This is a genomic window from Pseudomonas sp. FG1 (assembly GCF_034313875.1).
Taxonomy (GTDB): domain Bacteria; phylum Pseudomonadota; class Gammaproteobacteria; order Pseudomonadales; family Pseudomonadaceae; genus Aquipseudomonas; species Aquipseudomonas veronii.
The window spans coordinates 3,185,955-3,211,234 of the sequence record NZ_JAVIWP010000001.1 but is presented as its reverse complement, the minus strand read 5'-3'; the positions used below and the strand labels follow the sequence as shown (position 1 = coordinate 3,211,234).

General features: G+C 62.4%; 29 protein-coding genes. 12 read left to right on the top strand and 17 right to left on the bottom strand.

What is annotated here, in order from left to right; translation table 11 throughout:
• Positions 1-4 precede the first annotated feature (4 nt).
• The 6 genes from hyi to RGV59_RS14885 all read left to right on the top strand — a co-directional run bounded on the left by hyi (position 5) and on the right by RGV59_RS14885 (position 6,858).
• Positions 5-787, top strand: a complete 783-nt coding sequence (gene hyi, locus RGV59_RS14910) for a hydroxypyruvate isomerase (protein ID WP_017849457.1) — start codon at positions 5-7, stop codon at positions 785-787.
• 107 nt (positions 788-894) lie between these two features.
• Complete coding sequence (locus tag RGV59_RS14905; protein ID WP_046486391.1) at positions 895-1,785, top strand: 2-hydroxy-3-oxopropionate reductase; 891 nt, start codon at positions 895-897, stop codon at positions 1,783-1,785.
• Positions 1,786-1,915: 130 nt separating this feature from the next.
• Entirely contained in the window at positions 1,916-3,274 is a 1,359-nt protein-coding gene (locus RGV59_RS14900; RefSeq protein WP_126585911.1) for a glycerate kinase type-2 family protein, read from the top strand.
• 140 nt (positions 3,275-3,414) lie between these two features.
• The gene (locus RGV59_RS14895) at positions 3,415-4,239 is read left to right on the top strand and encodes an ion transporter (protein ID WP_102618948.1); all 825 of its coding nucleotides are present in this window, start codon (positions 3,415-3,417) and stop codon (positions 4,237-4,239) included.
• 95 nt (positions 4,240-4,334) lie between these two features.
• Entirely contained in the window at positions 4,335-5,339 is a 1,005-nt protein-coding gene (locus RGV59_RS14890) for a sulfate ABC transporter substrate-binding protein (protein WP_017849453.1), read from the top strand.
• Positions 5,340-5,661: 322 nt separating this feature from the next.
• Positions 5,662-6,858, top strand: a complete 1,197-nt coding sequence (locus RGV59_RS14885; RefSeq protein ID WP_026140344.1) for an MFS transporter — start codon at positions 5,662-5,664, stop codon at positions 6,856-6,858.
• Between the two features lie 30 nt (positions 6,859-6,888).
• Here RGV59_RS14885 and RGV59_RS14880 read toward each other — a convergent pair whose 3' ends face one another.
• Positions 6,889-8,463, bottom strand: coding sequence for a M10 family metallopeptidase C-terminal domain-containing protein (locus RGV59_RS14880; protein WP_322246983.1), 1,575 nt, complete (start codon positions 8,461-8,463; stop codon positions 6,889-6,891).
• Between the two features lie 461 nt (positions 8,464-8,924).
• On the opposite strand from RGV59_RS14880, the gene RGV59_RS14875 reads away from it, so the two are divergent.
• Positions 8,925-9,806 carry a LysR family transcriptional regulator gene (locus RGV59_RS14875; RefSeq protein ID WP_322246982.1) on the top strand — a complete coding sequence of 294 codons (882 nt, stop codon included), beginning with the start codon at positions 8,925-8,927 and terminating at the stop codon, positions 9,804-9,806.
• On the opposite strand, the gene phnN is transcribed toward RGV59_RS14875, so the two are convergent.
• Positions 9,795-10,358, bottom strand: coding sequence for a phosphonate metabolism protein/1,5-bisphosphokinase (PRPP-forming) PhnN (phnN, locus tag RGV59_RS14870; protein ID WP_126585909.1), 564 nt, complete (start codon positions 10,356-10,358; stop codon positions 9,795-9,797). The genes RGV59_RS14875 and phnN overlap by 12 nt on opposite strands.
• A gap of 495 nt (positions 10,359-10,853) precedes the next feature.
• Here phnN and RGV59_RS14865 point away from each other — a divergent pair, with 495 nt between their 5' ends.
• A complete protein-coding gene (locus RGV59_RS14865) occupies positions 10,854-11,129 on the top strand; it encodes a DUF6124 family protein (protein WP_046486404.1) in 276 nt (91 codons plus the stop codon).
• A gap of 43 nt (positions 11,130-11,172) precedes the next feature.
• On the opposite strand, the gene RGV59_RS14860 is transcribed toward RGV59_RS14865, so the two are convergent.
• From RGV59_RS14860 to ccmA, 10 genes are all read right to left on the bottom strand, one after another.
• Positions 11,173-11,568: a hypothetical protein gene (locus tag RGV59_RS14860; RefSeq protein ID WP_126585908.1), complete on the bottom strand. Its 396-nt coding sequence runs from the start codon at positions 11,566-11,568 to the stop codon at positions 11,173-11,175.
• Between the two features lie 15 nt (positions 11,569-11,583).
• Positions 11,584-12,768, bottom strand: a complete 1,185-nt coding sequence (gene ccmI, locus RGV59_RS14855) for a c-type cytochrome biogenesis protein CcmI (protein ID WP_017849442.1) — start codon at positions 12,766-12,768, stop codon at positions 11,584-11,586.
• Positions 12,761-13,234: a cytochrome c-type biogenesis protein gene (locus RGV59_RS14850; protein WP_017849441.1), complete on the bottom strand. Its 474-nt coding sequence runs from the start codon at positions 13,232-13,234 to the stop codon at positions 12,761-12,763. The genes ccmI and RGV59_RS14850 overlap by 8 nt, the downstream gene beginning before the upstream one ends.
• Positions 13,231-13,767: a DsbE family thiol:disulfide interchange protein gene (locus RGV59_RS14845; RefSeq protein WP_017849440.1), complete on the bottom strand. Its 537-nt coding sequence runs from the start codon at positions 13,765-13,767 to the stop codon at positions 13,231-13,233. The genes RGV59_RS14850 and RGV59_RS14845 overlap by 4 nt, the downstream gene beginning before the upstream one ends.
• The gene (locus tag RGV59_RS14840) at positions 13,764-15,752 is read right to left on the bottom strand and encodes a heme lyase CcmF/NrfE family subunit (protein ID WP_322247144.1); all 1,989 of its coding nucleotides are present in this window, start codon (positions 15,750-15,752) and stop codon (positions 13,764-13,766) included. Before RGV59_RS14840 ends, RGV59_RS14845 begins: the two co-directional genes overlap by 4 nt.
• Before the next feature lie 3 nt (positions 15,753-15,755).
• Positions 15,756-16,211, bottom strand: a complete 456-nt coding sequence (ccmE, locus tag RGV59_RS14835; RefSeq protein WP_017849438.1) for a cytochrome c maturation protein CcmE — start codon at positions 16,209-16,211, stop codon at positions 15,756-15,758.
• Positions 16,208-16,384: a heme exporter protein CcmD gene (ccmD, locus tag RGV59_RS14830; RefSeq protein WP_017849437.1), complete on the bottom strand. Its 177-nt coding sequence runs from the start codon at positions 16,382-16,384 to the stop codon at positions 16,208-16,210. Before ccmD ends, ccmE begins: the two co-directional genes overlap by 4 nt.
• Complete coding sequence (locus tag RGV59_RS14825; RefSeq protein WP_126585907.1) at positions 16,381-17,136, bottom strand: heme ABC transporter permease; 756 nt, start codon at positions 17,134-17,136, stop codon at positions 16,381-16,383. Before RGV59_RS14825 ends, ccmD begins: the two co-directional genes overlap by 4 nt.
• Before the next feature lie 90 nt (positions 17,137-17,226).
• Positions 17,227-17,895, bottom strand: coding sequence for a heme exporter protein CcmB (gene ccmB, locus RGV59_RS14820; RefSeq protein WP_017849435.1), 669 nt, complete (start codon positions 17,893-17,895; stop codon positions 17,227-17,229).
• Complete coding sequence (ccmA, locus tag RGV59_RS14815; protein WP_017849434.1) at positions 17,892-18,527, bottom strand: cytochrome c biogenesis heme-transporting ATPase CcmA; 636 nt, start codon at positions 18,525-18,527, stop codon at positions 17,892-17,894. The genes ccmB and ccmA overlap by 4 nt, the downstream gene beginning before the upstream one ends.
• A 200-nt stretch (positions 18,528-18,727) precedes the next feature.
• Between ccmA and RGV59_RS14810 the strand changes: the two genes are divergently transcribed.
• Complete coding sequence (locus tag RGV59_RS14810) at positions 18,728-20,311, top strand: flagellar hook-length control protein FliK (protein WP_046384220.1); 1,584 nt, start codon at positions 18,728-18,730, stop codon at positions 20,309-20,311.
• Positions 20,308-20,637: an EscU/YscU/HrcU family type III secretion system export apparatus switch protein gene (locus RGV59_RS14805; protein ID WP_102617968.1), complete on the top strand. Its 330-nt coding sequence runs from the start codon at positions 20,308-20,310 to the stop codon at positions 20,635-20,637. The genes RGV59_RS14810 and RGV59_RS14805 overlap by 4 nt, the downstream gene beginning before the upstream one ends.
• 125 nt (positions 20,638-20,762) lie before the next feature.
• Here RGV59_RS14805 and glp read toward each other — a convergent pair whose 3' ends face one another.
• Both glp and moaB read right to left on the bottom strand, forming a co-directional pair.
• Entirely contained in the window at positions 20,763-21,989 is a 1,227-nt protein-coding gene (gene glp, locus RGV59_RS14800; protein WP_102617967.1) for a gephyrin-like molybdotransferase Glp, read from the bottom strand.
• Positions 21,973-22,512: a molybdenum cofactor biosynthesis protein B gene (moaB, locus tag RGV59_RS14795; RefSeq protein ID WP_017849430.1), complete on the bottom strand. Its 540-nt coding sequence runs from the start codon at positions 22,510-22,512 to the stop codon at positions 21,973-21,975. Before moaB ends, glp begins: the two co-directional genes overlap by 17 nt.
• A gap of 76 nt (positions 22,513-22,588) precedes the next feature.
• On the opposite strand from moaB, the gene mobA reads away from it, so the two are divergent.
• Positions 22,589-23,191, top strand: a complete 603-nt coding sequence (mobA, locus tag RGV59_RS14790) for a molybdenum cofactor guanylyltransferase MobA (protein ID WP_102617966.1) — start codon at positions 22,589-22,591, stop codon at positions 23,189-23,191.
• A gap of 79 nt (positions 23,192-23,270) precedes the next feature.
• Positions 23,271-23,492, top strand: coding sequence for a YgdI/YgdR family lipoprotein (locus RGV59_RS14785; protein ID WP_017849428.1), 222 nt, complete (start codon positions 23,271-23,273; stop codon positions 23,490-23,492).
• Positions 23,493-23,546: 54 nt separating this feature from the next.
• Here the strand turns inward: RGV59_RS14785 and RGV59_RS14780 are convergent, their stop codons facing one another.
• The 3 genes from RGV59_RS14780 to RGV59_RS14770 form a co-directional block, all read right to left on the bottom strand.
• Positions 23,547-24,437 (bottom strand): pseudouridine synthase, encoded by an 891-nt coding sequence (locus RGV59_RS14780; RefSeq protein WP_046384224.1) that lies wholly within the window; start codon positions 24,435-24,437, stop codon positions 23,547-23,549.
• A gap of 71 nt (positions 24,438-24,508) precedes the next feature.
• Entirely contained in the window at positions 24,509-24,844 is a 336-nt protein-coding gene (locus RGV59_RS14775) for a hypothetical protein (RefSeq protein ID WP_017529348.1), read from the bottom strand.
• A 74-nt stretch (positions 24,845-24,918) separates the two neighbouring features.
• Positions 24,919-25,155: a glutaredoxin family protein gene (locus tag RGV59_RS14770; protein WP_017849426.1), complete on the bottom strand. Its 237-nt coding sequence runs from the start codon at positions 25,153-25,155 to the stop codon at positions 24,919-24,921.
• Positions 25,156-25,280: the final 125 nt, after the last annotated feature.

Here is a 25,280-nt window from a genome sequence, read left to right as displayed (position 1 = left end):
CCCTATGCCGCGCTTTGCCGCCAACCTGTCCATGCTGTTCACCGAACAGGCGTTTCTCGCTCGCTTCAAAGCGGCCGCCGATGCGGGCTTTGCAGGCGTCGAATACCTGTTCCCCTACGAATTCAGCTCTGCCGAAATCAAGGCGCAGTTGGATGCCAATGGCTTGACCCAGGTGCTGTTCAACCTGCCGGCCGGCGATTGGGCCAAGGGCGAACGGGGCCTGGCGTGCCACCCGGATCGGGTCGAGGAGTTCCGCGCCGGGGTCGACCTGGCCATCGCTTACGCCCAGGTGCTGGGCAACACCCAGGTCAACTGCCTGGCGGGCATCCGGCCGCAGGGCGTGGACGATGCCATTGTAGAAAAGACCTTTGTCGCCAACCTCAAATACGCCGCCGACACGCTGCAAGCGGCGGGTATCAAGCTGGTGATGGAAGCGATCAACACCCGCGATATCCCTGGGTTCTACCTGAACAACACCGCGCAGGCCCTGGCGATTCGCGAACAGGTGGGCAGCGCCAATCTGTTCCTGCAATACGACATCTACCACATGCAAATCATGGAAGGCGATCTGGCCCGCACCCTGGCTGCGCACCTGGGTGAGATCAACCACATCCAACTGGCGGATAACCCGGGTCGCAACGAGCCCGGGACCGGGGAGATCAACTATCGGTTCCTGTTCGAGCATTTGGACCGTATCGGTTATCAGGGTTGGGTCGGCTGTGAATACAAGCCGTTGACCACCACCGAAGCGGGTTTGGGTTGGCTCAAGACCCATAACGCCCTGTGACAGGCACAACACGCAACCAACCTGTGGGAGGGGACTTGCTCCCTCCCACATTTGGACCCCATGTGTTTGGCAGACCGCGCTCTATCGAATAAAAAGAGGATTTCTTCATGGCTAAAATCGGATTCATCGGCACCGGCATCATGGGCCAACCCATGGCCGCCAACCTGCAAAAAGCCGGTCACCAACTGTTCCTGTCCGAGCATCACGGCAAGGCGCCAGCCGAGTTGATCGCCGCCGGCGCCATCGCGCTGGCCACCCCGCAGCACGTCGCCCAGGAAGCCGAATTCATCATCGTCATGGTGCCCGACACCCCGCAGGTCGATGACGTGCTGTTCCGCGCCGATGGCGTGGCCGCCGGTCTGTCGCCGAACAAAGTGGTGATCGACATGAGCTCGATCTCCCCCACCGCCACCAAGGCCTTTGCCGCCAGGATCAACCAGACCGGCGCGCAGTACCTCGATGCGCCGGTGTCCGGCGGTGAAGTCGGAGCCAAGGCCGGCACCTTGAGCATCATGGTCGGCGGTGAGCCGCAGACCTTCGAGCGTGCCTTGCCGCTGTTCCAGAGCATGGGCAAGAACATCACTCTGGTCGGCGGCAACGGCGACGGCCAGACAGCCAAAGTGGCGAATCAGATTATCGTCGCGCTGAACATCCAGGCGGTGGCCGAAGCGCTGCTGTTCGCGGCCAAAAACGGCGCCGACCCGGCCAAGGTGCGTGAAGCGCTGATGGGCGGCTTCGCCTCGTCGAAGATCCTTGAAGTACACGGCGAACGCATGATCAAGGGCACCTTCGATCCGGGCTTTCGCATCAACCTGCACCAGAAGGACCTCAACCTCGCGCTGGCCGGAGCCAAGGAGCTGGGGATCAACCTGCCGAACACCGCTGGCACCCAACAGGTGTTCAGCACCTGCACCGCGATCGGGGGCGGCAACTGGGACCACTCGGCGTTGATCAAGGGCTTGGAGCATATGGCGAACTTCTCGATTCGCGACAAATAACCCACACCGCTGCCCTTTTTGAAATGCCGTCAAATGTGGGAGGGAGCAAGCCCCCTCCCACAGGTTGATCGCATTTCAATAGCCGCAATTGCTGCATCTCTAATAACAAAAAATCCCCGGGAGCCCGCTTATGTCGGTCGATCCGCAACACCTGCTTCGCGAGCTGTTTGCCACAGCCATTGACGCCGCCCATCCCCGGCAAGTCCTCGAAGCCTACCTGCCCGCCGACCGCAGCGGCCGGGTGATTGTGATCGGCGCCGGCAAAGCCGCGGCTGCCATGGCGCTGGTCGTGGAAAACGCCTGGCACGGTGAAGTCACGGGGCTGGTGGTCACCCGCTACGGCCATGGCGCGCCGTGCCAGAAAATCGAAGTGGTCGAAGCCGCCCACCCGGTCCCGGATGCTGCCGGCATCAAAGTGGCGCAGCGCGTGCTGGCGCTGATCAGCCAACTGAGCGAAGACGACCGGGTGATCTTCCTGCTCTCCGGCGGTGGCTCGGCATTGCTCGCCCTGCCCGCCGAAGGCATCAGCCTGGCCGACAAACAGGCCATCAACAAAGCCCTGCTCAAATCCGGCGCCACCATCGGCGAGATGAATTGCGTGCGCAAGCACCTCTCGGCGATCAAGGGCGGCCGACTGGCCAGGGCGGCATGGCCGGCGACGGTCTATACCTACGCGATTTCCGATGTGCCGGGCGACCTGGCCACGGTGATCGCTTCCGGCCCCACGGTCGGCGACCCAAGCACTTCGCAACAGGCCCTGGCCATTCTCAAGCGCTATGGCATCGACGCGCCGGCGTCCGTGCGCAGCTGGTTGCAGAACCCGGCCTCGGAAACCGTCAAACCCGGCGACCCGCTGCTCGCCCGCAGCCATTTCCAATTGATCGCCCACCCACAACAGTCGTTGGAAGCGGTCGCGGTGAAAGTCCGCCAGGCCGGGTTCAGCCCGCTGATCCTCGGCGACCTCGAAGGCGAAGCGCGGGACGTGGCCAAGGTCCACGCCGGGATCACCCGGCAGATCGTGCAGCACGGCCAGCCGTTGGCGGCGCCATGCGTGATCCTGTCCGGCGGGGAAACCACCGTGACCGTGCGCGGCACTGGCCGTGGCGGGCGCAACGCCGAATTCCTGCTGAGCCTCACCGACAGCCTCAAGGGCCTGCCCGGCGTCTATGCCCTGGCCGGCGATACCGACGGCATCGACGGTTCGGAAGACAACGCCGGCGCGCTCATGACCCCCACCAGCTACGCCCGCGCCGAAGCGCTGGGGCTGTCGGCCTGCGACGAGCTGGACAACAACAATGGCTACGGCTATTTCGCCGCCCTCGACGATCTGATCATCACCGAACCGACCCGCACCAACGTCAACGACTTTCGCGCCATTCTGATTCTCGAGGCTACCCACCCTGTTGAACGCCCCCTTCAGCATTCCGATGGGCCTGCAAGGGCCGAAACTGCGGGTTGCGCAACCGGGGTCGATCAGACGTTGATCTAGCGCCGGTCAGGGTCTCCTGCCCCGACTGGGCCGAAGCGCTGCTCAACGGCTTAAGCCAGATTGTCCTGCAGCGAAAGCCCGCGTGGACAGCCCGTTCGAATCCCCCTAGGCTTGCCCGATATTCGATAGGGGCGAACGTTATGGACAGCAACAACGACTGGCGTCAGCGTCTCTATGTCATGGTTTTCCAGAGTGACACGCCGGCCGGGCGGCGTTTTGACAGTACCCTGCTGCTGATCATTCTCGCCAGCCTGGTGGTGGTGATCCTCGACAGCATCCAGGAAGTCCACGACAATTACGCGGCCGTGCTGGCCTACATCGAGTGGGGCTTCACCGTCATCTTCGCCATCGAGTATGGCCTGCGCCTGTACTGCTCGCCCAAGCCGTTGCGCTATGCCTTCAGTTTCTACGGCCTGGTGGATTTGCTCGCCATCGTGCCCGGCATCCTCGCGCTGTATTACAGCGATGCCCAGTACCTGTTGATCATCCGCATCATCCGCATGCTGCGCATCTTCCGGGTGCTCAAGCTCGGGCCGTACCTCAAGCAGGCCAACTACCTGATGTCGGCGTTGCGCGGCAGCAAGCAGAAGATCGTGGTGTTCCTGCTCAGCGTCTGCACCCTGGTGACGGTGTTCGGCACCTTGATGTATGTGATCGAAGGGCCTGGGAACGGCTTCACCAGCATCCCCAAGGGCATCTACTGGGCAATCGTGACCCTGACCACCGTGGGCTTCGGCGATATCGTGCCCAAGACCCCGCTGGGCCAGGTGATTTCGTCCCTGGTGATGATCACCGGTTATTCGATCATCGCCGTGCCCACCGGGATCTTCACCGCCGAACTGGCCAACGCCATGCGCGGTGAACAGTTGCAAACGGACTGCCCGGTGTGCAAGAAAAACACCCACGACGCGAACGCGGCGTTTTGTTCGCGGTGTGGCAACGCATTGTTTAACAAGCTGGAATAAGCAAAGATCTTTTTAATCTTTAAGCGAATATACAGCCCCGGCTATAGTCGCTGGCAAAGTGCCTCTCTCTACTCTCGAACAACAAGGAATGAGCAGTGAAAAAACTCGTTAGCGCCTCTCTCCTGGCCGCCGGCCTTGCATTGGCCGGTGTCGTCCAGGCCGCACCGACCACCCTGCTCAATGTGTCCTACGACGTGATGCGCGATTTCTACAAGGACTACAACGCAGCCTTCCAGAAACACTGGGAAGCCGAGCACCCGAACGACAAGCTGACCTTGCAGATGTCCTTCGGCGGCTCCAGCAAACAAGCGCGCTCGGTGATCGACGGCCTGCCGGCTGATGTGATCACCATGAACATGGCCACCGACATCAACGCCCTGGTCGACAACGGCAAACTGGTGCCGGACAACTGGGCTACCCGCCTGCCGAACAACAGCGCGCCGTTCACTTCGGCCACCGTGTTTATCGTGCGCAAGGGCAACCCGAAAGCCCTGAAAGACTGGCCGGACCTGCTCAAGGATGGTGTGCAAGTGGTCGTGCCCAACCCGAAGACCTCGGGTAACGGTCGCTACACCTACCTGTCGGCCTGGGGCTACGTGCTGAAGAACGGCGGTGACGAAGACAAAGCCAAGGCCTTTGTCGGCAAGCTGTTCAAGCAAGCGCCCGTGCTGGACACCGGTGGCCGTGCCGCGACCACGACGTTCATGACCAACCAGATCGGCGATGTGCTGGTGACCTTTGAAAACGAAGCGGAAATGATCGCCCGCGAATTCGGCCGCGATCAGTTCGAAGTGGTCTACCCCAGCGTCTCCGCCGAAGCCGAGCCGCCGGTCACGGTGGTGGACAAAGTGGTCGAGAAGAAAGGCACGCGCGCGGTCGCCGAAGACTACCTGAAGTACCTGTGGTCGCCGGAAGGCCAGGAAATCGCGGCCAACAACTACCTGCGCCCGCGTGATCCGAAAGTGCTGGCCAAGTACACCGATCGTTTCCCGAAAGTCGACTTCCTGTCGGTCGAGAAGACCTTTGGCGACTGGCGCACCGTGCAGAAAACCCACTTCAACGATGGCGGGGTGTTCGACCAGATCTACAACGAGCAGTAAGCCGCTCGCACTGAAGAAACGCGAGCCAATGTGGGGGCTGGCTTGCCTGCGATAGCATCGCCCGGGTGTGTCCGATACACCGGGGTGTCCGCATTGCAGGCAAGCCCGCTCCCACATTCGTTTGATGCCAAGCATGATTGTCAGGCCGCCGGGTCGCCTGTTTCGGCCGGTGCGTCTGCATGTATCATGGGCGCTCGAAGCCAACGCCAAGGCTTCAGTCATCATTTCACGGCATGAGTGTTATCACCGCCAACAGCCTACTCGCCGCAGTGTCTTGTCTTTACTCTCGCTCGCCATCTTCCTTCGCTTTTATGAGAACACCATGAACGCTACTCCCCACGCTACGAGCACCATGACCCGCGGGATGGTGATGCTGTTTGCGTTTTGCTGCGGCGCCATCGTCGCCAACATCTACTACGCGCAACCGATCATCGAGCTGATCGCGCCGGACATCGGCCTGACGCCCGCCATGGCCAGCCTGATCGTATCGCTGACGCAAATCGGCTACGCCCTGGGCCTGTTCTTCCTGGTGCCCCTGGGCGACTTGCTGGAAAACCGCAAGCTGATGATCAGCACCACCGTGATCGCCATCGCCAGCCTGCTGGGCGCGGCGTTTACCGAGCAACCGAACCTGTTCCTGCTGGTGTCGTTGTTGATCGGTTTCAGTTCGGTGTCGGTGCAGATCCTGATCCCACTGGCGGCGCACCTGGCACCTGCCGAGTCCCGTGGCCGCGTGGTCGGCAGCATCATGGGCGGCCTGTTGCTGGGCATCCTGCTGGCGCGGCCGGTGTCCAGTGTGGTCGCCGACCATTTCGGCTGGCGCGCGATGTTCATGGCCGCGGCCGCGTTGATGGCCGTTATCAGCGTGGTCTTGCTGATGACCATTCCCAAGCGCCAGCCCGACCACAGCGCCAGCTATGGCCAATTGCTGCGTTCCCTCGGCACCCTGCTGCGTGAACAACCGCTGTTGCGCCAGCGCGCCTTTTATCAAGGTTGCATGTTTGCCACCTTCAGCCTGTTCTGGACCGCTGCGCCGCTGGAGTTGGTGCGCAATCATGGCCTGAGCCAGACCCAGATCGCGATCTTCGCCCTGGTCGGTGCCATCGGTGCCATCGCCGCGCCCATCGCCGGGCGCCTGGCCGATGCCGGCCACACCCACCGCGCGTCACTGCTGGCCATGGTGTTTGCGGTGTTGAGCTTCCTGCCGGCCTTCGTACACCCGCTGTACAGCGTGATCGGCCTGGCGGTGACCGGGGTGGTCCTCGACTTCTGCGTGCAGATGAACATGGTCCTCGGCCAACGCGCCATCTACGCCCTCGACGCCAACAGCCGCAGCCGCCTGAACGCGCTGTACATGACCAGCATCTTCATCGGTGGTGCCTTCGGCTCGGCGATTGCCAGCAGCGTTTACGAACACGGCGGCTGGCTGGGCGTGATGCTGGTGGGCAGTGCGTTCCCGCTGGTGGCGCTGCTGCGCTTTCTCAGTGCTTCGCGCCACACTTCGGCGGTCACTGCCTGACGGCATGATGCCTCGGGATCGTGGGTGGGGTTACGAGCGCGGCCTGCCACTGGACGATGGGGCGATAATCTGCAGCAGCTGTAACACGAACGCTGAGAGTGTCTTGGCAAGCATTTCGATCAGTGCGGACGGCCCGTTTGGGGTTTCACCCGGCAGCGGGGTTGGGGTTGGGGTTGGGGTTGGGGTTGGGGTTGGGGTTGGGGTTGGGGTTGGGGTTGGGGTTGGGGTTGGGGTTGGGGTTGGAGCCGGAGTCGGAGTCGGGGCTGGCGTCGGCACAGACTGAACGTCAGGCTGCGCCCCATCCCACCGTACATCGCCAGGCTTGATCTGCCCCTTGCTGTTGATCACCATGTCCGCGTTGCCCGTCCCCTTCAAATCAATGGCCAGGCTCGCCCCCCCCGTACTGGCATCGTGTTTGAGCACCGCTTCACCGGCGCGGCCGCTGAACCGATCGGTAAACACCAGGGCGCGCACACCTGCCGCTTTTAACGCACCCGAGACGTCGATCTTATCGGTACCGCTGGTGAAGTCCTCAATCAGGTCTGGGCTCTGTGCGGCGGAGTCGCTGACGTTATCGTAGACAAACGTATCCGCGCCGCCGCCGCCCCTCAACGTGTCGGCGCCGGCACCGCCCTTGAGGCGGTTGGCCGCATCATTGCCGATCAAGGCATCACGACCGGCACCGCCGATCGCGTTTTCAATAACACATCCCTTGGCGACGGACACATTGCCCTTCAAGCCGCCCACGTCAGAGAACGACTCCGCATTCAGATCGACCTTCTGATCCTGGGAAAACCCGGAAAAATCCAGCGTATCCACACCGCCACCATCCCACACACAGAACACCGGTTTGTCCCTGGCGCTGGTAAGGCTCATCACTTCGCGCTCGGTATTGGAGTTGAAACCATAGACAGTGTCGGTCTTGCGGGTCTGGTGGTTGGCGCCATACAAGCGTTGCGCCGCGGCGATATCGTCCATCATCGGGGCAGACGGATTGAGCGATCTGAAGTCATGACCGGATTGATGGCGTTCCGACCAGTAACTCATCACGGTGCGTGCCTTGGTGTCCTGCGCATAGACCGCGCCGTTTTGGTAGTTGGCACCGTCGCCGTTATAGCGTCCCGGATGTTGCAGGCCAATAGCGTGACCGATTTCATGAATAGCCGTGACCGAAAAGTGACTGCCCAGCGCAGGCGAAGCCGCCCCGCCCCGGGTGCCGATCGTGGCCGCTGTCCGATTCGTGGAACCATGAGGTAAGTCGGCACCCCCCCGGTCGCCGCGAGGGTTGTTGTGGATACTGAGCGCTCCGTCCGTACCGTTTGACTGCTCGCGGAAATTGATATTGGCCACATCCTGCCAGGCTTGCACTGCCTGGTGCACGCGCTGTTTCTGCTGGGCGGTGAAACTCGCGTCGACCGTGTAGTGCAAGTCGATCTTCTGATCGCCGTTACGGTCACGGAAACGATGATTTTCCCGCGTGATTTGTTTGGCCGCCTGGTCCGTCGTAAACGACGGTTTCTTCGAGGCCCCGGCACCAAACGGGCCGGGGTCCGATATCGGAAAACCCATGCGGGAAGTTACAGTAAACAGATCAGGTCCATTCATTGTGCGGCACTCGTATTATTAATGAATACACAAGAACACCGAATCGAATCGATCCGGAGATTAAGTATCAATAACCGCGAGCCGCGTTAAACCAGGCTCATCGTTATCGCCGATAATCTCGCACAGTGAAAAATGGCGGACCAACACTATTTTAGTTTCAGCTGAAACAACCACACGCTGCGTAACATGCAGTCAGACAACCAGGATTTTATTTGCAATTTAAACATCCAACCACACAACCGACTCACCAATACCGGGTTGCTTTTACAATAAAAAAACAAATTCTAAACAAATACCCGTCACTGGCTTACTTCAATTCCCGCCAGACAAAGACATATCCACTTAAGCTTCTTCACTGCGATAAACCCCGCCTGGGAGCGGGTGACAAGCCATAGCCATTCCCCGTAGGCTTTGCGCCGTACTGCGTCGCGATGCGCTCAATCACAAGCAAGGGACACCCGATGGACCGCCTGACCGCCATGGAAACCTTCGTCCACGTTGTCGAAACCGGCTCGTTCTCCGCCGCCGCCAAACGCCTGGGCATCGGCCAGCTCGCGGTGTCGAAGAGCGTCGCGCAGTTGGAAGCGCGCCTGGCGGTGCGCTTGGTACTGCGCTCAACCAGGGGCCTGACGCCGACCGAAGCGGGCCTGGCGTATTTCGAAAAAGCCAAGCGCGCCATCGATGAGGCCAACGAGGCCGACGACGCTGCCCGCAGCGCGGGCGCCGGGCTGTCGGGTAACTTGCGCATCAGCGCCGCCGTGACCTTCGCCAGCCTGCATATCCTTCCGCACCTGGGGCCGTTCCTGGAGCAGTACCCTGGGTTGAACATCGATGTAGTACTCGACGACCACAGCCTCAACCTGGTGGAAGAAGGCATCGACGTCGCCCTGCGCATGGGCAACCTGAGCGATTCGGGGCTGACCGCACGCAAGATCGGGGCGTCGCCCTGCCATATCCTGGGCACCCCGGCCTACTTCGAACGCTTCGGCGAACCCGCCACGCCAGCCGATCTGCTGCGACACCAGGCGGTCATCTACACCCAGGGCGAGGGCGCGCGCTGGACATTTACCCGAGACGCCCGCGAATACCCGATCGTCGTCCATGGCCGCTTGCACATCACAGCGGCGGAAGGGGTACGCGCGGCTGTGCTGAGCCACTTGGGCCTGACCCTGGCATCGGCCTGGATGTTCGCGCCGGAACTGGCCAGTGGCGCGGTGAAGCCGGTGTTGACCGACTGGCATTTGCCGGCGCGGGACTTATGGGCCGTGTTTCCGACAGGGCGAATGGCGAGTGCCAAGGCGCGGGCGTTTGTGGAGTATGTGGAACGGTTGTCAACGCGCTGACGGGTCCAGGTAGCGCAGCAAACACTCGACCGTATGCTCCAGCGGGCCGGAGTTATCCAGCACGAGCAACCCCGCCCCCATGCCGGCCAGCAACTGCGCCGTAAACCGTGCATTACGCGCCAGGCGCGCATCGATATCCGCCACCGACTCACGCCCCCGCGCCAGCAAGCGCTGGCGCAGCGCCGCCTGATCGACACTCAGCAACACCACCAGCAACGCCGGGTAACGCTCGCGGGCCTGCGCCAGGTGGGCACGGGAGCCGTTGACCAGCACATCCTCCCCCGCCGCCAGCCATGCGTCGATGTCCTTGGGTATGCCATAGGACAACCCATTGGCCTGCCAACTCAACGCAAACGCGCCTTCGGCTTGCATCGCGACAAACTGCTCGGCGCTCACCCCCTGTGCCGCCTCGCCCACCGCTTCCGCCGAGCGCGTAATCACCCGACGCACAATGCGACAGCCACGTTCGGCCAAACGTGGTCGTGCAGCGTCCAACAGGCTGTCCTTGCCCGAACCCGATGGCCCGATGAGATAGATCAACCTGCCCGCCATCAATACACCCTCTTCGCTTGTCTGCAGATTTGTTGCATGACCGACTACGTTTCACGGCGGCGGCCACAGTATCGAATTGTGACGCGCTACGCACTCGGTCAGGCGTGCGCGTCAGCAGATAGAAAACAGAAAGTAGAACATTCCGAACCTTCACTCAGTTAAATACTTAGGATTATTCCGTCAAGATATAGAACTCATCGCACAAATAAATTCAGCCAAGACTTTTCCTACAACTTCTGTGGCTTGCAGTTGTTAGAACGCACCATTAGCCTCTCGCAATCGCTGCTCATCAGCGATCGGGTTTGGTCGCCCGGGTGAGAATGGCGCACAGTGCCGCGCAAGCGGCATTATTGTGTTCGCGTTATGGCGAGCTGTGCGTGGGAGGGCTGCGGCCCTGCCGGGTTTCCATTCCCTGGTCGACCAACCTGCGTACAGCTCGCCACCCTTCTGCTTGGTCGCGGATGTGGTGAGCTCCACTGAATGGAGATTTACTGCATGAAAAAAGTCACGCCAAATCCCCCGTCATCCCCCTCGGCTGATAACCCGCAAACGCCCTCTGAAATCATCTTCACCGTTCGCTCCGGTCTCAGCACCGAAGCGGCCTTGAGCAATGCCAGCGAGATGCTTGAATCAGCGACGACCTGTGCGTATGACTGCGCTGAGCACCTTGATGGCTCAAGCCGTAAGCAGGTGTTGGCGGTGGTGCAGATGATGGAGATTGCACAGTTATTGGTGGATGCGGCGCTGGATCACGAGTGTCCAGTGGACTGACAGGCTGCAGGCATGAAAAAGGCGACCCAAAGGTCGCCTTCTGTCACTGCGCGTACTGCTTGCTCAACCCTGGCGGTACGCCATGCACGTCGGTCTCTTCCCACGGCCCGTCCGGGCTGATGGAGCGGTTCCAGCCGTTGCTCCAGCGGTAGTAGGTGCGCTGGCGGTAGAAGGTGTCGGGCTGGTCTTCCAGCACATACACCTGCATCTTGCCGTCCCAGTGGCTGGCCGCGCCGGGTGGCGGGGCGAAGGTCGGCGACTTGCTCGGTGGCGCTTTCGCGGGTGCGGTGACCGGGCTGGAGGGCCTGGTGGCTGGCTTGGTCGAGGGGCCCGATGGGGGAATGGTCGGGCCGGTGGGTGCCGGAGGTGGGCGGTGGACCGCACAAGCGCTCAAGCCCAATACCAGGCTGAGCAGGGTGATGCGTGCAAGGGCGGTCATAGGCGTTTCCTCGAATTACTTGTCCGGACTGTCGATGGTCAGCTGCTGCAGCGCAGTGGTGGTGCTGGCCAGGGGTTGGCTGCGGCCGATCCACTCGCCAGTGGTCGGTTGACCGGCCCGGGATATGCGCGCAACCAGTTGGACTTCAGGGAAGTTGGACAGTTTCAACTGCGGCATCATTGCGTCGGCATCGCCCAGTTCGACGGTGACCGGCAGGTCGGCGACGGTCACACGCTTGGCCGCCAGCGGCGCCGGCGGGCCGGAGACAGCGCGAGCGAAGATGAACACGCTGTCGCTTGGCAGGGCCTTGGCCTTGATGTCGGCGGAGAGGTCCACGCGCACTTTCATCACGGCTTTTTGGGCGACGGTGCCACCGCTCGCTTTCAGCCGCTCTGCCGCGCGGTCGATCCCGCCTTGCAGGGCGACGCGGGAGTTGTCTTCGGGCGGCAGTTGCGCCAGCAGGCGGCTCCAGTAATCGATCGCCTCCTGGTAGCGCTGGCCTTCAAAGGCCGCGATGCCAAGCAGACCGAGGCTGGTGACTTCTCGCGGGTCGAGCTTGAGGGCTTCGTCGGTCAGGGCCTGGACCTTGGGCGACCACTGCTTGTTGTCGGCGAAGTACTGGGCCTGGGCCCACTGGCCCAACAGCTCCGGCTGGCGCCCGGCCAGGGCCACGGTGCGCTCGAAGACCTTGGCGGCATCGGCGGAGCGGTCCTGGGCCATGTAGGCGCGACCGAGGAAGTACAAGCCTTCTGCCGAATCCGGCTGGGCGGCCGCGGCCCGTTCCAGGCGGTGGGTCATGTCTTCCATGGACACCGGTGGCTGGGAGAATTCGCGGGTCAGTTCGACCTTGTCGCTGGCACCGAAGTGCAGGTACAAGCCAATGCCCAGCACGGGCACCAAAACCGCTGCGAGCAACGGCAGCGGCTTGCCCAGGCGCGATTCGCGGGGCTTTTCCAGGCCTTCGGTGTCGGCCAGCAATTCGCGCGCGGCTTCGGCGCGGCCGGTGTCGAGTTGCGTAGCGTTGAGCACGCCTTCGTCCTGCTGGGTTTGCAGTTCGGCCACGCGTTCTTGATACAGCGCCACGTTCAGCGCGGTGCGATCCTCTTCGCGCTGGGCACGACGGCCGCGCAACACAGGGATCAACAGGAAACTCAGGGCAATCAGAAGCAGCAAACCGGCTGCGAGCCAGAAATCAATCATCAGTCTTGGTGTCCAGCAATTGGTCGAGGCGTTGGCGCTCGTCGGGGGATAGCGCGTCGGAACCATCGGTAGGGGCGGCGCGGCGACGGCGGACGATCACCACCATCACCACCATGCCAGCCAGCAGCAGCCCGGCGGGGCCGAACCAGAGCAGTGCGGTCTTGCCGGTGAGGGCCGGTTTGTAGCGCACGAAATCGCCGTAGCGGTCGACCATGAAGTCGATGATCTGCTGGTTGTCCTTGCCCTCCCCCAACATGCGGAAGATCTCTTTGCGCAGGTCGGCGGCGATGGGCGCGTTGGAGTCGGCGATGTCCTGGTTCTGGCACTTGGGGCAGCGCAGTTCCTTGGTCAGTTCGCGAAAACGCTCACGCTCGGCGTCGTTGGCGAATTCGTAGGTGTCGATGGCGGCGTGGGCCACGCCCGCCAGGCCCAGGGCCAATACGGCAGCAGCTAACCAGCGCTTCATGGCTTGGCCTCGTCGACCAGGGCCTGGTACTTGGCGGCCAGTTGTTCGCGCCAGACGACTTCATCGATGACGCCGACATACTTGTCGCGGATCACGCCCTTGGCATCGATAAAGAAGGTTTCCGGGGCGCCGTAGACGCCGAGATTCAACCCCAGGTTGCCGTCTTCATCGCGGATATCCAGCTGGTACGGGTTGTGGAATTCCGCCAGCCACTTCAAGGCCGCCGCATTGTCGTCCTTGTAGTTGATGCCGTAGATCACCACGCCGTTCTCGGCGAGTTTGTTCAGCACCGGGTGTTCTACGCGGCAGGAAATGCACCAGGTGCCCCACACGTTGACCAGCGCCGGCTTGCCCAGCAAATCGGCCTGGGTCAGGGTCTTGTCGCCCTGCACCGTCGGCAGGGAAAACGCCGGGAACGGCTTGCCGATCATGGCCGAGGGCAACTCGGCCGGGTCCAGGTACAACCCGCGATACAGGAACACCGCCACCAGCAGAAACAATGCCAGCGGCACGACCATCAACCAACGCTTCATACCGCAGCTCCTTGCAGGCCCAGGGCTTCACGCACCCGGCTCTTGACCTTGACCCGATAGCGCCGGTCCAGCGCCGCGAGCACACCACCCAGACCGGTGAGCAAACCGCCGAACCAGATCCAGCGCACGAACGGTTTGACATGCACGCGCACCGCCCAGGCACCTTCGCCCAGCGGCTCACCCAGGGCAACGTAAAGGTCACGGGTGAAACCGCCGTCGATCCCGGCTTCGGTCATCATCGAACTCTGCACGGTGTACAAGCGTTTTTCCGGGTGCAGCACGGCGACTTCCTTACCGTTGCGGACTACGCGCACGGTGCCTTTGTCGGACGTGAAGTTCGGCCCTTCGAAGTGCTTGGCGCCTTCGAAGATGAAGTGGTAACCGGCCAGGTCCATGGACTCGCCGGGGGCCAGGCGCAGGTCGCGCTCGGCGCTGTTCTGGCTGGAGAGCACCACGCCGAGGGCACACACGGCGATGCCGATGTGCGCAATCTGCATGCCCCAATAGCTGCGGGTCAGGGTGGGCAGGCCTTTGATCAGGCCTTTGTGGCGGGTCTTGTCGACGATGTCGCGCATGCCGGCCAGCAATACCCAGGCGGCGAGCATGAACGTGGCGAGGACCGCCCAGTTGAAATCGCCATAAGCGATACCAGCGATCACGGCCAAGGCGGCGCTGCCCAGCAGCACCGGGGTCAGCATGCCCACCAGCCATTTCACTGGGGTGTCTTTCCAGCGCACCAGCACGCCGACGGCCATTACCACCATCAACAAGCCCATCAACGGAATGAACAAGGCGTTGAAATACGGCGGGCCGACCGACAGCTTGGCGCCGGTCAGCGCATCCAGCACCAGCGGGTACAGGGTGCCGAGCAGGATCATCGACGCGGCCACCACCAGCACGAGGTTGTTGCCCAGCAACAGGGTTTCCCGCGACCACAGGTTGAAGCCGACCTGGCTCTTGACCACCGGCGCGCGCAGGGCAAACAGGGTCAGGGAACCGCCGACCACACACAGCAGGAACATCAGGATGAACACACCGCGGGCAGGGTCGGACGCAAACGCGTGAACCGAAGTCAGCACGCCCGAACGCACGAGGAAAGTGCCGAGCAGGCTGAGGGAAAACGCCGCGATGGCCAGCAACACCGTCCAGCTCTTGAACACGCCGCGTTTTTCCGTGACGGCCAGCGAGTGAATCAGCGCCGTACCCACCAGCCATGGCATGAAGGACGCGTTTTCCACCGGGTCCCAGAACCACCAGCCGCCCCAGCCGAGCTCGTAATAGGCCCACCACGAACCCAGGGTGATACCGATGCCGAGGAAGGCCCAGGCGACGATGGTCCATGGCCGCGACCAGCGCGCCCAGGCCGCATCGAGGCGCCCGCCGAGCAAGGCGGCGATGGCGAAGGCGAAGGCCACGGAGAAACCCACGTAGCCCATGTAGAGCATCGGCGGGTGGACGATCAGGCCGATGTCCTGCAGCAGCGGGTTGAGGTCACGCCCGTCCACCGGGATCTGCGGCAAGATGCGGCTGAACGGGTTGGACGTCATGATCAGGAACAGCAGGAAGCCGACGCTGATCATGCCCATCACTGCCAGCACCCTGGCCAGCATGACTTGCGGCAGTTGCCGGGAGAAGATCGACACGGCGAAGGTCCAACCGCCGAGGATCAGAGCCCACAACAGCAGCGAACCTTCGTGGGCGCCCCACACGGCGCTGAACTTGTAATACCAGGGCAAGGCGCTGTTGGAGTTGCTGGCCACATAGGCGACGGAAAAATCGTCGGTCATAAAGGCGTAGGTCAGGCAACCGAACGCGAACACCAGGAAGGCAAACTGGCCCCAGGCGGCCGGCTGCGCCAGGCTCATCCACAGGCGGTCGCCGCGCCACGCGCCGAGCAACGGCACCACGGCCTGGACGATGGCGAAGCACAGGGCGAGGATCATCGCCAAATGGCCCAGCTCCGGAATAAACAGTGCGGACGTCATCACTTAGCCCTCCTTGGCTGGAGTTGGAGCGGTTTGGCCGCTGTCTTTCAACGCTTTGGTGACTTCCGGCGGCATGTATTTCTCATCGTGCTTGGCCAGTACTTCATCGGCCACCACCACGCCATCGGCATTCAGTTTGCCCAGGGCGACGATGCCCTGGCCTTCGCGGAACAGGTCCGGGAGGATGCCGCGATACGTAATGGTCACGGCCTTGTTGAAGTCGGTGACCACGAAGGTGACGTCGAGAGAATCGCCGGAGCGTTTCAACGAGCCCTTCTCCACCATGCCGCCGGCGCGGATGCGCGTGTCCAGCGGTGCTTCGCCGTTGGCGATCTGGGTTGGGGTGTAGAACAGGTTGATGTTCTCCCGCAAGGCGCTCATCGCCAGGCCCACGGCAATACCGACGCCGGCCAGAATGGCAAGGATGATCAACAGACGCTTTCTACGCAGCGGATTCACTTTTCGGTCTCCCGGCGCAGACGACGCGCCTCTTGTTGCAGGTAACGCTTGCGGGCCAGGATCGGCACGGCAACGTTGAGGGCCAGTACCGCCAGGCAGATGCCATAGGCCGTCCAGACATACAGGCCATGGTGGCCCATGGCGAGAAAATCACTGAAAGAAGCAAAACTCATCCACGCGCTCCCAGGCTGCTCTGCACTTCGGCCTTGACCCAACTGGCGCGGGCTTCACGCTTGAGCACTTCAAGGCGCATCCGCATCAGCAGCACAGCGCCGAAGAAGCAGTAGAACCCCAGCACCATCAGCAACAGCGGCGCCCACATTTCCACGGGCATCGCCGGTTTTTCGGTGAGGGTGAAGGTGGCGCCCTGGTGCAGGGTGTTCCACCACTCCACCGAGTATTTGATGATCGGGATGTTGATCACACCGACAATCGCCAGCACCGCACAGGCCTTGGCGGCGCTGTCACGATTGCTGATCGCGTTGCCCAGGGCAATCAGACCGAAGTACAGAAACAGCAGGATCAACATGGACGTTAGTCGCGCATCCCACACCCACCACGAGCCCCAGGTGGGTTTGCCCCAGATCGCGCCGGTGACCAGCGACACGGCGGTCATCCACGCACCGATGGGCGCGGCGCATTGCAGGGCGACGTCCGCGAGTTTCATCTTCCACACCAGGCCGACGATGCCGCACACCGCCAGCATCACGTAGCAGGACTGGGCCAGCATTGCGGTAGGCACGTGGATATAGATGATGCGAAAGCTGTTGCCCTGCTGGTAATCCGGCGGCGCGAAGGCCAGGCCCCAGACCAGGCCGAGGCCGATCAGCACTACGGCGGCGATGCTCAACCACGGCAGCAGCTTGCCGCTGATGCTGTAAAACCATTTGGGCGAGCCGAGCTTGTGAAACCAGGTCCAGTTCATTGCTGTTTCCATCACGGTTGCGTCTTGTGTTTGCAAGAAGCGTAGGGTCTTTCTTATGTTGAAGAACGGGTTACGCGTAACCCGACTTCATTATTCGCCGACGCTGATCTTCAGGCCGGCGGCTATGGCAAAGGGTGTCAGGGTTACCGCCAGGGCGGTCAGGCTGCCAAGCCACAGGAGGTAACCGGTCGCCGGCATGCCCATGAGCGCGGCTTGCAAAGCGCCGCTGCCGAGGATCAACACCGGGATATACAAAGGCAGAATCAACAGGGCCAGCAGCAGGCCGCCGCGCTTCAAACCCACCGTCAGCGCCGCGCCCACCGCTCCCAACAGGCTGAGCGCCGGCGTGCCGAGCAACAAGGACATGAGCAATACCGGCAGGCATTCACTGGGCAACCCTAGCATCATTGCCAGCAACGGCGAGAGCAACACCAGCGCCAGGCCGGAAAACGCCCAGTGTGCCAGTACCTTGGCCAATACCAGAAGTGGCAGGGGGTGCGACGAAAGGACCCACTGTTCCAGGGAACCGTCCTCGAAATCACTGCGAAACAGCCCGTCCAGCGAGAGCAGCACGGACAAAAGGGCCGCCACCCACACCAGTCCCGGAGACAAGGTTTGCAACAGTTTAGTCTCGGGGCCGACCGCCAGCGGGAACAACGCGATGACAATCGCAAAGAACACCAGCGGATTGGCCAGTTCGGCCGGGCGCCGGCACAACAGCCGCGCCTCGCGGGCCACCAACAGCGCGAACACACTCATACCGACCACCGCCCCAGGTCCAGCTCGCGGTAACCGGCGGGCAGGCGCGTCAGGCTGTGGTGCGTCGTCAGCACGACGAGGCCGCCCTGCTCACAATGCCGCGCCAGATGTTCTTCCAACTGGGCGACACCTTGTTTGTCGAGGGCGGTGAAGGGTTCGTCGAGAATCCACAGCGGCGGGCCGGGCAGATACAGGCGCGCCAGGGCCACGCGGCGCTGCTGGCCGGCCGACAAGGTGTGGCAGGGCACATCTTCGAAGCCCTTGAGGCCGACGGCGGCGAGTGCCTGCCAGATCGCCTCGCGGCTGGCCGGATGATGCAGGGCGCTGAGCCAGCTGAGGTTTTCCTCGGCGCTGAGCACGTCCTTGATCCCGGCGGCGTGGCCGATCCAGGTGAGGTTGCGGGCCAGCTCGGTGCGCTGTTCGTTCAGGGGCTTGCCGTTGAGCCGCACTTCGCCCGCCGTGGGCTGCATCAACCCGGCCAGCAAACGCAGGAGGCTGGTCTTGCCGCTGCCGTTGGGCCCGCTGATCTGCACCATGTCACCGCCCGCCAGGCGCAGGTCGAGGTGCTCGAACAGCAGGCGCAGGTCGCGTTCACAGGCAAGCGCTACGGCTTCAAGAAGAGGGCTGGTCAAAAGATCGCGGGCCTTTACGGTTCAAGTCGGCGGTGCTGCGGCCGTTATAGAAAGGAGCACAATAACGGCTTTGGCGACCGATTTTAGAGAGCTGGATCAAATAGTTGTGAGGTTTTTACCGCTCTCATGGCAGACGGGCCGCATTATACATGCGATGCCCTACGCTAAAGAGGGCTATTTCCCCTGAGACGACACGCACGATGACCGGTGAGATCAACCTTCCTACGCTTTCTCCTGCCCCGACAGCCGGGCCGGCCCCTGCGCCGGCGCCAGCAACCGGTGAGTTGCTGAAACTGCTGGAGCCGCAGATCGGCTTGATCGACCCGGGAAAAACCGCGAACGCCGAAGTCATCGCACTTAAACAAGGCGGCGAAGCCTTTCAGTTGCTGCTCAAATTGACCCTCGACGGTGGCCGCCAGACGCTGGTGCAGGCCAGCAGCCCGCAACCCTTGCCGCTGGGCAGCAATGTGGCGGTGAGCCAGACGTCCGCCGGTAACCTGACCCTCAGCCTGCAGCAGGCCTTGAGCGCCAACGTCGCCGCCCTCACCCGCATCGACACCACACAAATGCCGGCGGGCACCTTGCTGCAAGCCAAAGTCCTGACCAGCCAAGCGCTGCCCCAAGGCACCACGCAACCGACGATCTACCGTTCGTTGGTGACAGTCCTCAACAGCACCCTGGCCGGCACGACCCTGACCCTGGAAAGCCCGCAACCGCTACGCGTCGGCAGCCTGCTCAGCGCTGTGGTACAGGACACGCAGACCCTGAACTTTGTGCCCTTGAGCGGGCTCAAGGATCAACTGGCCGTGACCCAGCAACTCGCCACCCAGCAAAGTCGCCAGGGCTCGCTGGATGCGGTGTTCACCGCGTTGCAACGCCTGCCCCAGGACGACAGTACGTCCGTCGAACTGCGCTCGGCCGCCACGCGGCTGCTCGCGGCATTGCCCGACCTGGCGCAAGTCAGCAATCCCAAGGTGCTGGCGCAAGTCATCCAGAACAGCGGCGCGTTTCTTGAAGCCAAGTTGCTGGCCGGGCAAAACCCGCAAATTCCACCGCTGGATATGAAAGGCGCGCTGTTGCGCCTGGTCGCCGATCTGCTGCCCGCCCTGCCCGTCAGCACCAACCTCAATGCCATCCTCGCCGCCAACACCCTGGCTCAGATACTGCCCAACTTCGTGCGCAGCCCGCTGAACACCCTCGGGCAGATCAGCGCCCGCCAGGCACCCGCCGGTTTTCCATTGCCGGAGCGGCTGATGCAACGCCTGGCAGGCGAAGGCGACCTGGAAAACCTGCTGCGCCTGGCCGCCGGGGCCATCTCGCGGTTACAGAGCCATCAGTTGTCGAGCCTGGAACAGACCGGCACCACCGCCGACGGCCGCCTGCAAACCACCTGGCAGCTGGAAATTCCCATGCGGACCCTGCAGGACATCGTGCCGCTGCAGGTCAAGTTCCAGCGCGAAGAGCCCGCGCAGGACAAGGACCAGCCTGAACGCAAGGACAAAAAAGACCCCAAGCAGATGCTCTGGCGCGTGGAACTGGCCTTCGACATGGAGCCGCTGGGGCCGTTGCAGGTCCAGGCGCAATTGTCTCAGGGCAAACTGTCGAGCCAGCTGTGGGCGACGCGACCGTTCACCGCCAGTTTGATCGAAAGTCACTTGGGCAGTTTGCGCGAGCGCCTGGTGACGTCGGGCATCAATGTCGGCGACCTCGACTGCCACCTCGGCACGCCGCCACGCGGGCCGAAAACCGGATTGGAGCAACGCTGGGTGGACGAAACCGCATGAACAACGCCAACCCACCGCGCCACGCCATCGCCCTCAAGTATGACGGCCAACAAGCGCCGACCCTGACCGCCAAGGGCGACGATGCCCTGGCCGAAGCGATCCTCAAGCTGGCGCGGGAAAACGAAGTGCCCATCTATGAAAACGCCGAGCTGGTGAAGCTGCTGGCGCGCATGGAACTGGGCGACAGTATCCCGGAAGAGTTGTACCGCACGATCGCCGAGATCATTGCGTTTGCCTGGACGTTGAAGGGCAAGTTTCCGGCGGGGTACGATCCGGACGCCGAGCCGGTCGAGCGCGATGTCACCGAGCGTGGCGACGACTACTGAGTAGCCCCAGACAAACAACAATCCAAATGTGGGAGGGGCTTGCCCCCGATGGCAGTGTTTCAGTCAACACATCTGTGGCTGATACACCGCCATCGGGGCAAGCCCCTCCCACATTCAGATCGGCTTCAGTTCAGGACTTCGCTCAGGGGAATGAAATTCACCCGGTCGCCAATCGCCAGCGTCGTCCCTTCCAACACCTCTACCAACCCTTGCGCCCACGCCGCACTGCGCAGCACGCCGGAGCTCTGGTTGCGATAGATGACCGCCTTGCCCTGCTCGATGCGCCCGCGCAAATATTCGCGGCGGTTGCCCGGTTTGGGCCAGACGAACCCCGCCGGCACCTCGAACCGCAGCGGCTCGACCTCCGCCACACCTTGGCGGCGCAGCAGATAGGGGCGTGCCAACAGGGCAAACGTCACCAGCGTCGACGCCGGATTGCCCGGCAGGCCGATCACCGGCACGCCACGAAAATGGCCGAAGGTCAGCGGTTTGCCCGGTTTGATCGCGAGCTTCCACAAGGCCAGCTCGCCTTCTTCACGCAGGGCAATGCCGAGAAAATCCGCCTCGCCCACCGACACACCGCCGGTCGACAGAATCAAGTCAACCGCGCCCAGGCCCGCCAGACACGTGCGCGTCTGGTCCAGGTCATCGGGAAGAATGCCCGCATCGATCACTTCGCATCCCAGGCGCTCCAGCCAACTGCACAGCACGCGACGGTTGCTGTTGTAGATCTGCCCTGGGCCGAGGGGCAGGCCGGGCTCGATCAACTCATCGCCGGTGGACAGCACCGCGACCCGCACGCGGCGTACCACGGCCAATTGGTCGAGACCGAGGGACGCAGCCAGGCCGAGTTCGATCGGCCCCAGGCGCGTGCCCGCGGTCAGCACCACTTCGCCGACGGTGGTTTCCTGCCCTTGCGGGCGAATGTTCTGACCGATATGCAACGGCTCGGTAAAGCTCACACGCGCGTCGGCGTGGACCACGGCGTTTTCCTGCATTTCCACGCAGTCCGCGCCTTGCGGCACGGGCGCCCCGGTGAAGATGCGCGCGCAGGTGCCGGCAGCCAATGGCGCGGGGGCCTGACCGGCGAAGATGCGCTGGCTCACCGCCAACGGTTCGCCCGTCCAGTCCGCCAGGCGCACGGCATAACCGTCCATGGCGCTGTTGGGCCACGGCGGCAGATCGAGGGTGGAGATCAAATCCTGCGCCAGTACGCGGCCATCACCCGCGGCCAGGGGCAATACCTGCTGCTCGCGAATCGGCGCGGCCTCGGCCATCTCGAGCAAGCGTTGCAGGGCTTCTTCCACCGGCATCAAGGCGCCGGTCTTGCCCGGCTTATCCACGGGATTCACAGGGTTCGGCCTGCTTCAGGTGCGGTACGAAGTTGCAGGGGCGGTGACGGTTGTCCAGTTGCTCAGCGAGGATGCCGTCCCAACCGGTACGCACGGCGTTGGTCGAACCCGGCAGGCAGCACACCAGGGTGCCGTTCGCCAGGCCGGCCAGGGCGCGGGATTGCACGGTGGAGGTGCCGATGTCGGCCACGGAGATCTGGCGGAACAGCTCGCCAAAGCCATCGACCTGTTTGTCGAGCAGGCAGCTCACCGCTTCGGGCGTGCTGTCACGGCCGGTGAAGCCGGTGCCGCCAGTGATCAGCACGACCTGCACCACGTCTTCGGCGATCCAGTGGGCCACCTGCGCGCGAATCTTGTAGAGGTCGTCCTTGAGCAGCACGCGCTCGGCCAGGAGGTGGCCGGCGGCGATCAGGCGGTCGACGAAAACCTGGCCCGAGGTGTCGGTGTCCAGGGTGCGGGTGTCGCTGACCGTCAATACAGCGATATTCAGGGGTACAAAGGGCGCATCTGCCTTGGCTTTCATGGCACGGTCCGGTTGTCGAAGGAACAGCCCGATGTTATATCACAGGCCCCTATTTACCTGCCGCTGCGGAACCCCCATGCCCGACGATTCTTCGCCTCTGCCCTGTTCGATTCTGCTGTTGGCCGGTGGCCGCGGCCAACGCATGGGCGGACAAGACAAAGGCTTGCTGGAATGGCAGGGTCAGCCATTGATCGCGCACTTGCACCACTTGGTGCGCCCACTGACCGACGACCTGATCATCTCGTGCAACCGCAACCCGGACCGCTACACGCCGTATGCCGACCAGTTGGTGAGTGACGACAGTACGGATTTCCCCGGGCCGCTGGCCGGTATCCGCGCAGGCTTGAACGCCGCCCGCCATGAGCACTTACTGATTTTGCCGTGCGATGTGCCGCATCTTGACGCTCGACTGCTCGCCGACCTGCGCAAGACGGCGCAGCGCAATCCGCGGCTGCCGGTGATGGTGCGCCACGGTGAATTCTGGGAACCGTTGATCTGCATCATCCCCACCCACCTGCAAAGCGCGGTAGAACAGGCCTGGCAAGCCGGTGAGCGCAGCCCGCGCAAGATTTTCCTGCAGTTGGGGGGCATCGGGCTGGAATGCCCGGCAGATGATCCGCGCCTGGCCAACCTGAACACACCTGCGCTGTTACACACCAGGCCTGGCGTGTCAGAATGACCCCCACACAAGGAACTTTGTCGACGCGCCACGCGTCACACAGTCAGCAATCAAAAAGAATTCTCTTGGAGACACACTCATGACTCAACGGACCATCGCCGCTTTCATGCTTGCACTGGGCCTCGCTACCCTTGCCGGTTGCGCCTCGCCAACAGTGATCACCCTGAATGACGGTCGCGAAATCCAGGCTGTCGATACCCCGAAATACAATGAAGATACGGGTTTCTACGAATTCGAACAGCTTGACGGCAAGCGCACCCGCATCAACAAGGATCAAGTGCGTACCGTTAAAGACCTGTAAGCCGCAACGCTTGCATACAAGGCCCGCCTCGCGCGGGCCTTGTCGTTTCTGCGGTTACCAGTCGAGCGTGATCTGGCTGCGGAAACTGCGTTCTGCACCCGTGACCGGATCGATAAAACGCACCCCCTGGGCGAGCAGCTTCAAGGGATTGGCGTAGTCGTCCACGGCATCCTTGATCACTTCGGGGTAGAACGGGTCATTGCAGATGCTCGCGCCGAGCGCCGTCATGTGTACACGCAACTGGTGCTTCTTGCCGGTCACAGGGAACAGCCCATAGCGCCATAAGTCGCCGTGGGTTTCGCGCACTTCCACGGCCGTTTCGGTGTTGCTGGCGCCTGGCCCTTCCTGCATGCGAAAGAACGGCTCGCCATCCACCAGACGGCTTTTGTGGACCAGCGGGAAGGTCAGGTTCGGCAAGGCCGGGGCGATGGCCTCGTAGAACTTGTCGATTTGACGCGTGGGAAACAACTGCTGATAGGCCGAGCGGCTTTGCGGGTTGGCCGAGAACAGCACCAGCCCCGCCGTATGCCGGTCGATGCGGTGCAGGGGCACCAGGGACGGGTTGTCCAGGCGGCGGATCAGGCGGCGCAACAGGGTTTGCTCGACATACTCACCCGCCGGGGTGACGGGCAGAAAGTGTGGTTTGTCCGCCACCACCAAGTGTTCGTCGGCGTACAGGATGGTTTCCTGCACCGGGATGACTTTTTCGTTCGGCACTTCGCGGAAGTAGTAGATGCACAAGCCTTCCTTGTAGGCCAGGTCCAGGCGGATCGGGCTACCCTGCAGATCCAGCACCCGGCCACGGGCGATGCGGTCCAGCCACTGCGTGCGGCCGATCGCCGGGAAATGCTCGCACAGGCAGTCGAGCACCGTCGCCCAAGGGCCAGGCGGCAAGTACAAGGTGCTGGCTTGATGCTGGGACGCGGAAAAACCGGAAGTGGACATGCGGATGCTCGAAGCCTGGGAAACAGGCCGGCATTATCCCGCATGGAGCGGGATTGAGCCTAGGGCGGATCTCAGGCCTTGGCCAATTGCGCCCGCAGAATCGGCGAAGCACTGGCGGCCTCGGTAAATTCCTTGAGCCAGCGCAGCACGTCTACCGCTTCCCAACGGCCCGGATCATATAGCGCGTACAGCAAGCCCTGGTAACCCACCACATCCAACTGCTTGTGATAACCGGCGCGCTGGAACAGCGCTTCGATCTCGGCAAAGCAGGTATTGAAATGCACTTTGTTAAACGGCGTCTTGCCTTCCGTGACCAGGCCGTCGAGGCGCAGCTCGTTCACCGCATCGCGCACAACGTCGGCGGACATGCGATTAACGCTGCTTTTCAGTTGTTCAACATTCACCACGGGCGTTCCCTCTATTCAATCGCTGTACAAACATACAGTAACCCAATATTGAGAAAGCTGCCATCGCCCAAGCGCTAGAATAGGAAGGCCACCACCTGCTCCGTGTCGAACGGCCAACCCAGTTCAGCCCCGGTATCCACCCGGCGCAGCACCGGAATCGTTAGGCCATAGGCTTCAAACAAGGCTTCGGAATCGGCGATATCCACCAGCTCAACCAGCAACCCATGTTCGACCAACGGCATGATTTCTGCTTCGGCGAGCTCACACAGATGGCAACCCAACGTAGTGAACAACTGGCATTCAGGAGGCATGACGACAGGACCTGATCAGGAATAGGCGCCCATTTTAGGCCGACTCTATAGCGCTGGCGAGCCGATAAACCCTGACCCAGATCACCATGGCCTATAACTGATTCAGCGATTCTCGCGGCTTTTTG